General features: G+C 65.2%; 14 protein-coding genes. 9 read left to right on the forward strand and 5 right to left on the reverse strand.

Going from position 1 to position 13,313, the window contains the following annotated elements; translation table 11 throughout:
• Nucleotides 1–33 precede the first annotated feature (33 nt).
• Nucleotides 34–1,695 carry an NAD+ synthase gene (locus C100_RS37850; protein WP_024020302.1) on the reverse strand — a complete coding sequence of 554 codons (1,662 nt, stop codon included), beginning with the start codon at nt 1,693–1,695 and terminating at the stop codon, nt 34–36.
• A 118-nt stretch (nt 1,696–1,813) separates the two neighbouring features.
• Between C100_RS37850 and C100_RS37855 the strand changes: the two genes are divergently transcribed.
• Nucleotides 1,814–2,749: a ribose-phosphate pyrophosphokinase gene (locus C100_RS37855; protein WP_024020303.1), complete on the forward strand. Its 936-nt coding sequence runs from the start codon at nt 1,814–1,816 to the stop codon at nt 2,747–2,749.
• Nucleotides 2,750–2,793: 44 nt separating this feature from the next.
• On the opposite strand, the gene C100_RS37860 is transcribed toward C100_RS37855, so the two are convergent.
• Together C100_RS37860 and C100_RS37865 are read right to left on the reverse strand one after the other, a co-directional pair.
• On the reverse strand, nt 2,794–3,030 hold the full coding sequence (locus C100_RS37860; protein ID WP_024020304.1) for a hypothetical protein: 237 nt from the start codon (nt 3,028–3,030) through the stop codon (nt 2,794–2,796).
• 35 nt (nt 3,031–3,065) lie between these two features.
• Nucleotides 3,066–3,497 carry a VOC family protein gene (locus tag C100_RS37865; protein WP_024020305.1) on the reverse strand — a complete coding sequence of 144 codons (432 nt, stop codon included), beginning with the start codon at nt 3,495–3,497 and terminating at the stop codon, nt 3,066–3,068.
• Between the two features lie 72 nt (nt 3,498–3,569).
• On the opposite strand from C100_RS37865, the gene hisN reads away from it, so the two are divergent.
• Complete coding sequence (gene hisN, locus C100_RS37870; protein ID WP_024020306.1) at nt 3,570–4,391, forward strand: histidinol-phosphatase; 822 nt, start codon at nt 3,570–3,572, stop codon at nt 4,389–4,391.
• Between the two features lie 97 nt (nt 4,392–4,488).
• Here hisN and C100_RS37875 read toward each other — a convergent pair whose 3' ends face one another.
• Nucleotides 4,489–4,902, reverse strand: coding sequence for a VOC family protein (locus C100_RS37875; RefSeq protein WP_031309643.1), 414 nt, complete (start codon nt 4,900–4,902; stop codon nt 4,489–4,491).
• Nucleotides 4,903–5,145: 243 nt separating this feature from the next.
• Here C100_RS37875 and rpmI point away from each other — a divergent pair, with 243 nt between their 5' ends.
• From rpmI to pheT, 5 genes are all read left to right on the forward strand, one after another.
• Nucleotides 5,146–5,349: a 50S ribosomal protein L35 gene (rpmI, locus tag C100_RS37880; protein ID WP_024020308.1), complete on the forward strand. Its 204-nt coding sequence runs from the start codon at nt 5,146–5,148 to the stop codon at nt 5,347–5,349.
• A 12-nt stretch (nt 5,350–5,361) separates the two neighbouring features.
• Nucleotides 5,362–5,724 carry a 50S ribosomal protein L20 gene (gene rplT / locus C100_RS37885; RefSeq protein WP_007689504.1) on the forward strand — a complete coding sequence of 121 codons (363 nt, stop codon included), beginning with the start codon at nt 5,362–5,364 and terminating at the stop codon, nt 5,722–5,724.
• A gap of 114 nt (nt 5,725–5,838) precedes the next feature.
• The gene (locus C100_RS37890) at nt 5,839–6,453 is read left to right on the forward strand and encodes a LysE family translocator (protein WP_024020309.1); all 615 of its coding nucleotides are present in this window, start codon (nt 5,839–5,841) and stop codon (nt 6,451–6,453) included.
• Nucleotides 6,454–6,524: 71 nt separating this feature from the next.
• A complete protein-coding gene (gene pheS, locus C100_RS37895) occupies nt 6,525–7,613 on the forward strand; it encodes a phenylalanine--tRNA ligase subunit alpha (RefSeq protein WP_024020310.1) in 1,089 nt (362 codons plus the stop codon).
• Nucleotides 7,610–10,027: a phenylalanine--tRNA ligase subunit beta gene (gene pheT, locus C100_RS37900; RefSeq protein WP_024020311.1), complete on the forward strand. Its 2,418-nt coding sequence runs from the start codon at nt 7,610–7,612 to the stop codon at nt 10,025–10,027. The genes pheS and pheT overlap by 4 nt, the downstream gene beginning before the upstream one ends.
• A gap of 54 nt (nt 10,028–10,081) precedes the next feature.
• Here pheT and C100_RS37905 read toward each other — a convergent pair whose 3' ends face one another.
• Nucleotides 10,082–10,618 carry a hypothetical protein gene (locus C100_RS37905; protein WP_024020312.1) on the reverse strand — a complete coding sequence of 179 codons (537 nt, stop codon included), beginning with the start codon at nt 10,616–10,618 and terminating at the stop codon, nt 10,082–10,084.
• A gap of 121 nt (nt 10,619–10,739) precedes the next feature.
• Between C100_RS37905 and C100_RS37910 the strand changes: the two genes are divergently transcribed.
• On the forward strand, nt 10,740–11,621 hold the full coding sequence (locus tag C100_RS37910) for an aldose 1-epimerase family protein (RefSeq protein ID WP_024020313.1): 882 nt from the start codon (nt 10,740–10,742) through the stop codon (nt 11,619–11,621).
• A 44-nt stretch (nt 11,622–11,665) separates the two neighbouring features.
• The gene (locus C100_RS37915) at nt 11,666–13,243 is read left to right on the forward strand and encodes a peptide chain release factor 3 (RefSeq protein ID WP_024020314.1); all 1,578 of its coding nucleotides are present in this window, start codon (nt 11,666–11,668) and stop codon (nt 13,241–13,243) included.
• Nucleotides 13,244–13,313: the final 70 nt, after the last annotated feature.

Here is a 13,313-nt window from a genome sequence, read left to right on the forward strand (position 1 = left end):
ATATTTCTCGACTTCGCTCGAACCGAACGGTGGTTATAGAGTTCGGAAAGCGTTGGTGATCGGGTAGCGGCGATCGCGCCCGAAATTGCGGATGCCCAGCTTTACGCCGGGCGGCGCCTGGCGGCGCTTATATTCGGCGATATAGAGCAATCGCTCGATCCGGGCGACGGTGTCGCGTTCAAAACCGCGCGCGACCAGTTGCTCGACCGACAATTCCTCCTCGACCAGGCCGTAGAGGATCGGGTCCAGCACCTCATAGGGCGGCAGGCTGTCCTCATCCTTCTGATCGTCGCGCAGCTCGGCGCTGGGCGGCTTGGTGATGACCCGTTCAGGCATGACGGGGCCCGCCGGGCCGATCCCCGCGCCGAGCGACGGGACATTGGCGTTGCGCCAGCGGCACAGGTCGAACACGGTGGTTTTATAGGCGTCCTTCAGAACCGAATAGCCGCCCGCCATGTCGCCATAGATGGTGGCGTAGCCCACCGACATCTCGCTCTTGTTGCCGGTGGTGAGCAGCATGTGGCCGAACTTGTTGCTGAGCGCCATCAAGGTCAGCCCGCGAATGCGCGACTGGATATTTTCTTCGGCCAGATCGCGCTGACGGCCTTCGAAAGCAGGGGCGAGCATCGTGTCGAATGCGCCGACCGCCGGTTCGATCGGGATGCTGTCATAGCGTACGCCGAGCAGGCGGGCGCATTCGACCGCATCGTCCAGACTGTCCTGGCTGGTGAAACGCGACGGCATCATCACGCACCAGACCCGGTCCGGCCCCAATGCATCCACCGCGACGGCGGCGGACAGGGCGGAATCGATGCCGCCCGACAGACCCAGCACGACGCCGGGGAAGCGGTTCTGGTTCACATAATCGCGCAAGCCCAGCACCATCGCGTTGTAAATGTCGGCCGGGCGCGGATCGAGTGCATGATTTTCGCCGGGCAGGCAGACCCACTGCCCGTCCCACTTCTCCCACCGCGTCAGCGTCAGCGCCTCTTCCCAGTCGGGCATCTGGTGCGCGATCGACAGATCGCCGTTCATGACGAAGGATGCGCCGTCGAACACCAGTTCGTCCTGACCGCCGACGCGATTCAGATAGATGAGCGGCAGGCCGGTTTCGCGTATGCGCGTGCCCGCCACCGCGTTCAGCCGGCGGTCGTCCTTATCGACCTCATAGGGGCTGCCATTGGGGCTGATCAGGATTTCCGCGCCTTCGCTGCGCAGATGCGCGGTGACGAAGGGGAACCAGATATCCTCGCAGATCGGGACGCCGATCTTCACCCCCCGAAAATCGATCGGCGCGGGCAGAGGGCCTGGCGCGAAGAGGCGCTTTTCATCGAAAGTGCCGTAATTGGGCAGCTCGCGCTTCTGCCGGATCGCAGTGACAGCGCCATTGTCCAGCAGCGCGAGGACGTTGAAGAGCACGCCCTGGGACGCGACGACGGTGCCGACCAGCATCGCCGGACCGCCGTCCGCGGTTGCCTGCGCCAGCCGGTCCAGCTCATGATTGGCGCGTTCGACCAGGGCGGGCTTCAGCACCAGATCCTCGGGCGGATAGCCGATCAGCTGAAGTTCGGGATAAACGATGAGGTCAGCGCCCTTCGCCCGCTCGCGCCACATCAGCATGGCGTCGGCATTCGCCTTGAGGTCGCCCACGCTTTGCGTCATCTGGGCCAGCGCGATCACGAGTTTGTCGGTCATGCCCGCGCCCTAGTCCATTTTGTCGCAACGCGCAAAAGCGCCTTTCCACAAGGGGCCTGCGCCGCTAAAGGGGCCGCGTCTCGCGCATCGTCATCAATTCGTCACGGGGGTTTTGGCCATGAAACTCATGACCGGCAATTCCAATAAGCCGCTCGCGGCCGCCATCGCTGATTATATCGAAATTCCCCTGACCGAAGCCAGTGTCCGCCGCTTCGCCGACGAAGAGGTTTTCGTGGAAATCCACGAAAATGTCCGCGGCGAAGACGTGTTCGTGATCCAGTCGACGGCCTATCCCACCAACGACAATCTGATGGAATTGCTGATCATGATCGACGCGCTGAAGCGCGCGTCGGCCAAGCGAATCACCGCCGTCGTCCCCTATTTCGGCTATGCCCGGCAGGATCGGAAGCCCGGCCCGCGCACCCCGATCAGCGCCAAACTGGTGGCGAACCTCATCACCACCGCCGGTGCCAACCGCGTTCTGTCCGTCGACCTGCACGCCGGGCAGATCCAGGGCTTCTTCGACATTCCGACCGATAACCTGTTCGGTGCGCCGGTCATGTCGGCCGATATCCAGGCCCGCTTCGGCGACAAGAATATCATGGTCGTATCGCCCGACGTCGGCGGCGTGGTGCGCGCCCGCGCGCTTGCCAAGCGGCTCGACAACGCGCCGCTCGCCATCGTCGACAAAAGGCGCGAGCGGGCCGGCGAATCGGAAGTGATGAACATCATCGGCGATGTGAAGGGGCGCTTCTGTATCCTGATCGACGACATCGTCGATTCGGCCGGAACGCTGTGCAACGCCGCTGCCGCTCTCAAAGCGCAGGGCGCCGAAGACGTCATCGCCTATGTCAGCCATGGCGTATTGTCGGGCGGCGCGGTCGCGCGCGTCGATGCGTCGGACCTGCTGGAACTGGTCATCACCGATTCGATCCAGGGGACCGATGCGGTGAACGACGCCAAGAATATCCGCCACCTGCCCATCGCCCCGTTGCTGGGCGAGGCGATCAAGCGCATCGCCGACGAGAGTTCGGTTTCCAGCCTGTTCGACTAGGATCGGATGGGAGAAGATGATTGCGTCCGGGTTGCCGGACGCAATCAGTGCGCGGGGAAGAGTATGATCGGCAGCGCAAAGACCAGCGCGAGGCCGGCGACGATCCGCTGCCCCCGCGACACGCCGATCGGCAGGTCGCGCCAGACCATGGGGCAGGACAGAAGCGCGAAGACGATCAGCAGGTTGGAGACAGTCACCGATCCGCCGATCGGCATGTCCTGACGCAGGGCCAGCCCCGCGAACAGGCAGATAAAGCTCAATATCCAGCCGATCATCGTCATGCCATGCAGGCTAACAGCGGGGTCTTGCGAAAGTTTTAATCCGGGATCGGCACCCAGGGGTCATAGCTGCCAAAGCTCCAGACATTGCCTTCCGGATCGAGCGCGCTGTAGCCGCGCCCCGGATAGCCGTCATTATCCCTGGGCTCCTGCACCACCACTGCCCCTTCGTTGCGGGCGTGGAGGCAATGGGCGTCGGGATCAGGCACGACGACATAGATGCAGCCCGTCACCCCGCCCAGGTCGCGTGCGGTGGACCAAGTATAGAGCGACTCATTCTCCACATCGCGCACGCTGCCCAGCATCACCATGCCATCGCCCAGCACGAACTGCGCATGATGGATGATGGTCGGGTCGTCATCATCGGGATAGACGGCGTGCCGGTCGAACCCGAACGCGTCGCACAGGAAGCGGATGGCGGCGGGGGCGTCAACATAGCGCAGGCACGGAATCATGGGCGAACCGGGCATCTTTCCTCTCCCTGGTTGGAATCGGGTCCAGCCAGTCTAGCCTAGCGCGCGCCAAGGGGCTAGGCGAAGGGCATGACAACCCGCGACGACCTGGCCCTCGCCAACCGCCTTGCCGACGCCGCCGGCGCGGCCATCCGCCCCTTTTTCCGCGCGCGCTACGATCTGGAGATCAAGGCGGACAAATCCCCCGTGACGGAGGCCGACCGCGCCGCCGAAGCCGCGATCCGCGCGATCCTGGCCAAGGAGCGGCCGAACGACGGCATCATCGGCGAGGAATATGGGTCGGAGCGCACCGATGCGGAACGGGTGTGGATATTGGACCCGATCGACGGCACGCGCAGCTTCATCGCCGGACGGCCGATCTTCGGCACACTGATCGCGCTGACGCAAGCGGGATGGCCGACGATCGGCATCATCGACCAGCCGATCGCGCAGGAACGTTGGGCCGGCATGAGTGGACAGCCGACGACGTTCAACGGACGGCCGGTGCGCACCCGCGCGTGCGGAGCGCTGGAGGGCGCAGGCATCGCCACCACCAGCCCGCATCTCTTCGCCGATGGCGACGTGCCCCATTATCTGGCGCTGGTGGCGGCGGTTTCGGGCGGATCGCCGCGCCAGGGGCCGGTCTATGGCGGGGATTGCTATAATTACGGCCTGCTGGCCTCAGGCTTCCTCGACATCGTGATCGAATCGGGCCTGCAAAGCTATGATTTCGCGGCATTGGTGCCCGTGGTCGAAGGCGCGGGCGGCCTGATGTGCGACTGGAATGGCGAGCCGCTGACGGCTGACAGCGAAGGCCATGTGCTGGCGCTGGGCGATCCGGCCCGGCTGGAGGACGTGCTGGCGGCGCTGCACGATGCCGGCCATGGTCCGGGCCATCACCACGATCACTGATCCTCGCCGACCCAGCGCTCCGGCGACGGCGCCAGATGCGATGCGCGCCGCCTGATCCTGAGGAAAGCCCGGATACCGCTCGCCGCCGGTTAGCGCGTCACGTCTTTACGGGTCCGCCGATCGACCAGACATGGCCGAACGGGTCCGTGACCTGCCCGTATCGCGCGCCCCAGAACTGGTTGTCGATCGGGAAACGGATGGCGGCGCCGGCCGCCAGCGCCCGATCCCACCAGCGGTCGGCATCCTCCACCTCCAGATGGAGGGTGACGCTGGCCGGCGGCGGCGCGGGTTCGCCTCCCGCCATTTCGTGGAAATGATCGTTGAGCATCAGCGGCCCGTCGTTGATGACGAGGTGCGCGTGCATGATGCGCGCGCCGTCATCGGCCAGGTGGCGCGTTTGCTCGGTCGCGCCGAACGCAGCCTTGTAGAAATCGATCGCGTCGGCCGCCTTGCCGTCGCCAATGGTGAGATGCGCGGTAACGCCCGGCATGACGAACGGAGTCTCGCTCATGGCCCTATCCTTATTTTCGAGTCGTCTGGAGCGCAGGATAAACCCCGGCCGGGGCAATCAGAAGGACGGATCGCGGTCGGCGCGGGTGGAGACCGCGGCCGGGGCGGGATTTCGGTTCCGAATCGCTTGCTTTTGCGAGCCTGCCCGACTATGGGCCGCCCTTCGCGATATTCAGTGAGACCGCCCGGCTAACTAGGGCTGCCGTGGCTGTCTGTAATCGTCGCGCTGCAAAAGGAGACGAAAATGCCCAAGATGAAGACCAAGAGCGGTGTGAAGAAGCGCTTCAAATTCACCGCATCGGGCAAGGTCAAGCACGGCGTCGCTGGCAAGCGTCACCGCCTGATCAGCCACAATGCCAAATATATTCGCCAGAACCGCGGCACCAGCGTGCTGTCGGATTCGGATGTTGCCCATGTGCGCCTCTGGGCGCCCTACGGCCTGAAGTAAGGGAGACCAAGCATGGCACGAGTCAAGCGTGGTACGACCACCAAGGCGAAGCATAAGCGGATTTTGGATCAGGCGAAGGGCTATTATGGCCGTCGCAAGAACACGATCCGCATCGCGCGCCAGGCCGTCGAAAAGGCCGGCCAGTACGCCTATCGCGACCGCAAGGTCAAGAAGCGCACCTTCCGCGGCCTGTGGATCCAGCGCATCAACGCCGGCGTCCGCGCCGAGGGCCTGACCTATTCGCAGTTCATGCACGGCCTGAAGCTGGCCGGCGTCGAACTGGACCGGAAGGTCCTGGCCGACATCGCGATGCATGAAGGCGAGGCGTTCAGCGCCATCATCGCCCAGGCAAAGGCTGCGCTGCCCGCAGCCTGAGCGGATTGATCGCAGGATCGTCAAAGGGGCGCCGGGGCAGATGCTCTCGGCGCCCTTTTTGTTTATTGGCGCCTTGCCGTTCGAACGGATGCGCCAGAAAACAGGAGCCATGCCATGTCGCTGCACCTTTGGTGGATCTATGTTACTGCGGTATTCCTGATCTCGGCCACGCCGGGGCCGAACATGCTGCATGTGATGACGCAGAGCATCGTCCATGGCCCGCGCAAGGCGCTCGCCACCATGGCGGGCCTGATGAGCGCGGTGCTGTTGTGCCTGGTCGCATCGGCGCTGGGCCTTGGCGCGTTGCTCAAAGCCTCGCCGCGCCTGTTCGACGTGCTGCGCTATGCCGGCGTCGCCTATCTGGTCTGGCTCGGCATCAAGGCGTGGCGCGCACCGGTCGCGGTGGATGCCGCGGCGCGGCCGGTGAAGTCGGACCATGCGCTGTTCGCCACGGGTCTGCTGACGGGCCTGTCCAACCCCAAGCTCATCATCTTCGCCGCCGCGCTGTTCCCGCAGTTCATCGTGCTGGAGCGGCCGTTCTGGACCCAGCTTGGCATATTGATCGCCAGCTTCGTGGTGATTGAAAGCTTCTGGTATGGCGTTTACGCGCTGGGCGGCGGACGGCTGAAGCGCTGGCTGGCGCCGGCCAACCGGCAGCGGCTGTTCAATCGCGGCACCGGCCTGCTGTTCATCGGCTTTGGCGGCGCGCTGCTGGGCGCGCGCGCCTAGCCCTTTCCTTGAACGGCCTGCGAGGCTAAGGCGCGAGCATGTTTTCCGCCACCACAGGCTCTTGAAGATTTATGACCGAAATTAGCGCATTGAAAGCCGGGCTGATCGCCGACATCGAGGCCGCCGACACGCTCGAAGCGCTCGATGCGCTGCGCGTGGGGGCACTGGGCAAGAGCGGGGTGGTGACGGGCCTGCTCAAGACGCTTGGCCCCATGTCGCCGCAGGAGCGACTGGAGAAAGGGCCGCCAATCCAGGATCTGCGCGAATCCGTGACCGCCGCGCTGGCCGACCGGAAGGCCGCGCTGGAACAGGCCGTGCTGGACGCCCGGCTGGCGTCGGAAAAGATCGACATGACCCTGCCCGCCGAGGCTGGCCCGCAGGGCAGCGTCCATCCGGTGAGCCAAGTGATGGACGAACTGGCCGAAATCTTCGCGGACTTGGGGTTTTCGGTCGCCAGCGGGCCGGAGATCGAGGACGACTGGCATAATTTCACCGCGCTCAACATTCCCGAAACGCATCCGGCGCGCGCGATGCACGACACCTTTTATTTCCCGGACGAGGACGGGCAGAAGATGCTGCTGCGCACCCATACTTCCCCGGTGCAGATCCGCACGATGATGCAGACGCCGCCGCCGATCCGCATCATCGCGCCCGGCCGTGTCTATCGCAGCGACAGCGACGCGACCCATACGCCGATGTTCCACCAGATCGAGGGGCTGGTGATCGACAAGGGCATCACGCTTGGCCACCTCAAATGGACGCTGGAAACCTTCCTCAAGGCGTTCTTCGAGCGGGAGGATATCGTCCTGCGCCTGCGCCCCAGCTATTTCCCCTTCACCGAACCGTCGGTCGAGGTCGATGTCGGCTATACGCTGACCAACGGCCAGCGGGTCATCGGCGGCGACGGCGATGCGGCCGGGGGCGGTTGGCTGGAGGTGCTGGGCAGCGGCATGGTCAACCGGCGGGTGATCGAAGCCTGCGGGCTGGACCCCGACGAATGGCAGGGCTTTGCCTTCGGCACCGGGGTCGATCGCCTCGCCATGCTCAAATATGGGATGAACGACTTGCGCGCTTTCTTCGACGGCGACCTGCGCTGGCTGAAACATTATGGCTTCTCGGCGCTCGACGTTCCCACATTGTCGGGAGGAGTGGGCGCATGAAGTTCACGCTGAGCTGGCTCAAGACGCATCTGCATACCGATGCGGATCTGGCCACCATCCTCAAGACGCTGAACGCCATCGGGCTGGAGATCGAGGGTGTTGAAAATCCCGCCGAGAAGCTGGGCGCGTTCAAGATCGCGAAAGTGTTGAGCGCGGACAAACATCCGCAGGCCGACAAGTTGCAGGTGCTGACCGTCGATCATGGCGACGGAAACCCGCTTCAGGTCGTGTGCGGCGCGCCCAATGCGCGCGCGGGGCTGGTCGGCGTGTTCGGGGTCGAAGGCGCGGTGGTGCCGGTCAACGGCATGGTGCTCAAAAAGACCGCGATCCGCGGCGTCGAATCCAACGGCATGATGTGCAGCGTCCGCGAGCTGGAGCTGGGCGAGGATCATGAAGGCATCATCGACCTGCCCGCCGATGCTCCCGTGGGACAGGTTTACGCCCAATGGGCCGGCCTGGACGATCCGGTCATCGACGTTTCCATCACCCCCAACCGGCAGGATTGCATGGGCGTGCGCGGCATCGCCCGCGATCTGGCGGCAGCAGGCCTGGGCACATTGAACGCCATCATCGTGCCGACGATCGAGGGCATGGGGCCGGGGCCGGACGTGCGGACGGACGATGCGGATGGTTGTCCCGCCTTCTTCGCCCGCACCGTGCGCGGCGTCACCAATGGCGCGTCGCCCGCATGGATGGCGCGGCGGCTGAAAGCCATCGGCCAGAAGCCGATCAGCGCGCTGGTCGACATCACCAATTACATCATGATCGACCTTGGCCGACCGCTCCATGTCTATGACATGGCGACGCTCAAGGGCGGGCTGGTGGCGCGCAAGGGCAAGCCGGGCGAGCAGGTGCTGGCGCTCAACGGCAAGACCTATAGCATCGACGACAGCATGACCGTCATCGCCGATGACGAAGCCGTGCATGACATTGGCGGCATCATGGGCGGCGAACATTCGGGCGCGCAGGACGGCACCACCGATGTGCTGATCGAATGCGCCTATTTCACGCCCGAACGGATCGCGATGACCGGGCAGAAATTGACCCTGACATCCGATGCGCGCGGCCGGTTCGAGCGCGGGGTCGATCCCGCCTTCCTGGACGATGGCCTGTCGATCGCGACCGACCTGGTGATGAAGCTGTGCGGCGGCAGCCCCAGCGAGGCGACCCGGGCCGGCACTCCGCCGGCAACGCCCAAAAGCATAGACTATGCCCCCGACCAGTGCCTGGCGCTGGCCGGGGTGGACGTGCCCGCCGACCAGCAGAAGCGCATCCTCGAAAGCCTGGGCTTCGGCGTCGGGGGTGAGGCGCATTCGGTCGAATATCAGGACGGAATGCCGGTGAGCGTACCGGGCCATTGGACCATCATGGTGCCGACCTGGCGCCGGGACGTGGATGGCTGGGCCGACATCGTCGAGGAAGTCGTGCGCATCGTCGGCCTGGACCAGGTGCCGTCCACGCCGCTGCCGCGCGTGCCGGGCGTCGCTCGCCCGACCGCCACGCCCGAACAGCTGGTCGAGCGCCGCGTGCGCCGCACCGCCGCCGCGCGGGGCCTGGCCGAAGCGATCAACTGGTCCTTCATTTCCGAAAAGGAAGCCGCCGCCGTGGGCGGCGGCGACTGGACGCTGGCCAACCCGATTTCGGAAGAGCTGAAGGTCATGCGGCCCTCGCTGCTGCCGGGGCTGTTGTCGGCGACGAAGCGCAATGTCGATCGCGGCGCGACGAGCGTGCGCCTGTTCGAACTGGGCCGGCGTTACTTCAAGCAGGGCGAACGCGCGACCGTCGGCTTCGTGCTGGCGGGCGAGAAGGTCGCGCGGGGCTGGCGGACGGGCAAGGCCCAGCCTTTTGATGCGTTCGACGCCAAGGCCGAAGTGATCGCGCTGCTGGCCGCGGCCGGCGCGCCGGTCGGCAATCTCCAGAACTTCGGCGAGGCCGCAGCAGCCTATCATCCGGGCCAGTCGGGTACGCTGCGCCTTGGCCCCAAGGCGATCCTGGCCGAATATGGCGTGCTGCACCCAAGCCTGGCCAAACAGTTCGGCCTTTCCGGCGCGGTGGTTGCGGGGGAGATTTTCCTCGACGCCATTCCGGCCAAGCGCAGGAGCGGCTTCATGCGCGCGCCCTATGCGCCGCCGCCGCTCCAGGCGGTGAAGCGCGATTTCGCCTTCCTGGTGCCCGAAACGGTTGAGGCCGATGCGCTGGTGCGGGCGGTCAAGGGCGCCGACAAGAAGAACATCGTAGACGCGCGGCTGTTCGACGTCTTCGTCGGGCCGGGGGTGGAGGATGGCTGCAAGTCGCTCGCCATCGAAGTGACGTTGCAGCCGGGCGAGAAGAGCTTCTCCCAGGAAGAGCTGGAGGCGATCAGCGCCGCCGTGGTCAAGGGCGCCCAGAAGCTGGGCGCCAGCCTGCGCGGCTAGAGCCGGCTGATCCCGTTGGTCGGGATCAGCCGGCTCCGGGGCGCAACGCGAGCGCTATTTCTTCTGCGCGTCCTTCCTCTCCTCGGGCGCAGGCGGCGGGGCGATCGGCGCGATCTTGCAGCCCTTCGCGCTCGCCAGCCCGCGCAGATAGCCGCGCCGCGCGACGCCTGCCGTGACCGCCGCCTGCAAGCGGCGCTCGGCGGGCGCGGCGCCGCTGATCTCACGCACCAGACCGCGGAAAGGGATCAGCGAATTGACGATGGTCTTGCCCACCGCCTCGGCGATCTTGCCGGTGCGATCCTCATTGGCTTCGCGGCCGACGGTGAAATCATCGCCCAGCACGGCGTCGAGTTCGCCCAGCCCCATGTTCAGCCCCTTGCAGGTCCGGCTGGACGGCGTGGCATAGGGATTTTCCACCGCCCGTTGCAGCACGAGCGGGATTTCGTCCTTGTCCAGGCCGACGTCACGCGCGGGCTGGGTCGCGATCTTCCCCGCCTTGTCCAGCGTATTGTCCTTATTCTTGTCTTCCTGCGCCAGCGCCGGGCCGGACAGCAGCAACGATAGCGAGATAGCGGTCATGATGATTTTCATTGTGAGTCTCCCACCTGCCAAACCTGCCGAGCCATCACCTGGTTCCCCATCCGAAACGACAAGCGGGCAGACATAGGCGGTGCGCGGCGCTATGCGATAGGCCAATCGTCAGGAGGCCCATTTGTCCGATACCCGCATCGCCATCGCCTCGTCCGTCCTGTCGGCCGAGATCGAGCCGCTGGGCGCCGAACTCTGGTCGCTCAGGGACGCAGCGGGGCGCGAATTGATGACCGATGCCGACCCGCGATGGTGGACCGGCCATGCGCCGCTGCTCTTTCCCTTTGTCGGCCGATCGCGCGGTGACCGGTATCGGCTGGACGGCCATGACTATCCCATGCCGCAGCATGGCTTTGCCCGGCGCAAGCCCTTCGCACCCGTCGAACAGGCGGAGGGCGGCCTGGTCCTGCGGCTGGAGGCGGACGCGGAAACCCGCGCAGCCTATCCGTTTGATTTCCGCCTCGATATGGGTTTCATGATCGACGGCGCCACGCTGCGGATGACCGCGACCGTCACCAATATGGGGGAGGCGACCATGCCCTTCTCCTTTGGCTATCATCCCGCCTTCGCCTGGCCGCTGCCCTATGGCGGCGGGCAGAAGGATCACCGCATCATCTTCGACCAGCCCGAGCCCGCGCCCATCCGCAAGGTTGGTGAGGAACCCGGCCTGATCGCGCTGGACAGCGTCCCCTCCCCGGCCATAGGCGACAGCCTTGCCCCCACCCATGCCATGTTCGAAGGCGACGCGCTGATCTGGGACGAGCTTGCCAGCCGGTCGCTGCGCTGGGGCGTGCCGGGCCAGCCGCATCTCCGGATCGATTTTCCCGATACGCCCTGGCTGGGCCTGTGGCAGAAGCCGGGCGCGCATTATCTGTGCGTCGAACCCTGGGCGGGGATGGCGGACCCGGTAGGTTTTACCGGCGATGTCTGGGACAAGCCGGGCATCATGGCGCTGTTGCCGGGCGACCACCGCGCCTTTCGCATGGACGTGACGCTGATCGACTGACGCGCGACTCGCTTTGGGCGCAAAAATCCCTATATGGGCGCGCCATGACTATCCCATCCCGCCGCACCTTCGCGATCATCTCCCACCCCGACGCCGGCAAGACCACCTTGACCGAAAAACTGCTGCTGGAAGGCGGCGCGATCCACCTGGCCGGTGAGGTCAAGGCGCGCGGGCAAAACCGGCGCGCGCGGTCGGACTGGATGAAGATCGAGCAGCAGCGCGGCATTTCCGTCACCTCGTCGGTCATGACGTTCGAGCGGACGCGCGATGGCGAGACCATCACCTTCAACCTGCTCGACACGCCGGGCCATGAGGATTTCAGCGAGGACACCTATCGCACGCTGACCGCCGTCGACAGCGCGGTCATGGTGATCGACGCGGCCAAGGGCATCGAGCCGCAGACCCGCAAGCTGTTCGAGGTGTGCCGCCTGCGCAACGTCCCGATCATCACCTTCGTCAACAAGGTCGATCGGGAGGGCCGCGAAACCTTTGGCCTGCTCGACGAGGTCGCCGACCAGTTGCAGCTCGACGTTTGCCCGATGAGCTGGCCGGTGGGCATGGGCGGCGAGTTTGAGGGCATCTATGATTTCGCCACCAACCGGCTGATGCAGCCCGTCGGGCCGTCCAAGGAATTTGACGGCACGCGGCATCCGTTTACGGGCCTCGACGACCCGAAGCTGGCCGATTATCTTTCCCCCCGTGCGCTCGAAAGGCTGCGCGAGGAGGCCGAGCTGGCGCAGGGCGGCTATGCGCATTTCGACCTGGACCGCTATCGCCATGGCGACCTGACCCCGGTCTATTTCGGATCGGCGCTGAAACTGTTCGGCGTGACCGAGCTGATCGACGCGCTGTCGGCCCATGCCCCGCCGCCACGATCGCAGCCGGCCGAGCCGGCGCCGGTGGAACCCGAGCAGAGCGAAGTCACCGGCTTCATCTTCAAGGTGCAGGCCAATATGGACCCGATGCACCGGGACCGCATCGCCTTCATGCGCCTCGTTTCGGGCAAGTTCCGCCGCGGCATGAAGCTGACGCCCAGTGGTTCGGGCAAGCCGCTCGCCGTCCACTCCCCGATCCTCTTCTTCGCGCAGGACCGCGAGCTGGCGGACGAGGCGTTTCCCGGCGACATTATCGGCATTCCCAATCATGGCGCGTTGCGCGTGGGGGATACGCTGTCGGAGAAGCCGGGGCTGCGCTTCACCGGCCTGCCAAATTTCGCGCCGGAGATCTTGCGTCGCGTGGCGCTCAAAGACCCGACCAAGACCAAGCAGCTGCGCAAGGCGCTGGACGACCTTTCCGAAGAGGGCGTGATCCAGGTCTTCTATCCCGAAATCGGCAGCAACTGGATCGTCGGCGTGGTCGGGCAGTTGCAGCTTGAGGTGCTGATTTCCCGGCTGGAGGCGGAATATAAGGTGGCGGCGGGGCTGGAGCAGTCGCCGTTCGACACCGCGCGCTGGATCAGCGGCGATGATGCCGCGGTCAAGGACCTGGTTTCCTATAATGGCGCCAACATGGCCAAGGACCGCGACGGCAATCTGGTGTTCATGGCCAAGAGCGCCTGGGACATCGGCTACCAGCAGGAGCGCCATCCCAAGGTCAAGTTCAGCGCGACGAAAGAGCGCTAGAAGCTCTTTGAGGGGATTAGGCGGGGAAGCGGGCCGGAACCGTCTTTCTCAAACAGATGGGGTGATTGGG

The organism is Sphingobium sp. C100 (assembly GCF_000508185.1).
Taxonomy (GTDB): domain Bacteria; phylum Pseudomonadota; class Alphaproteobacteria; order Sphingomonadales; family Sphingomonadaceae; genus Sphingobium.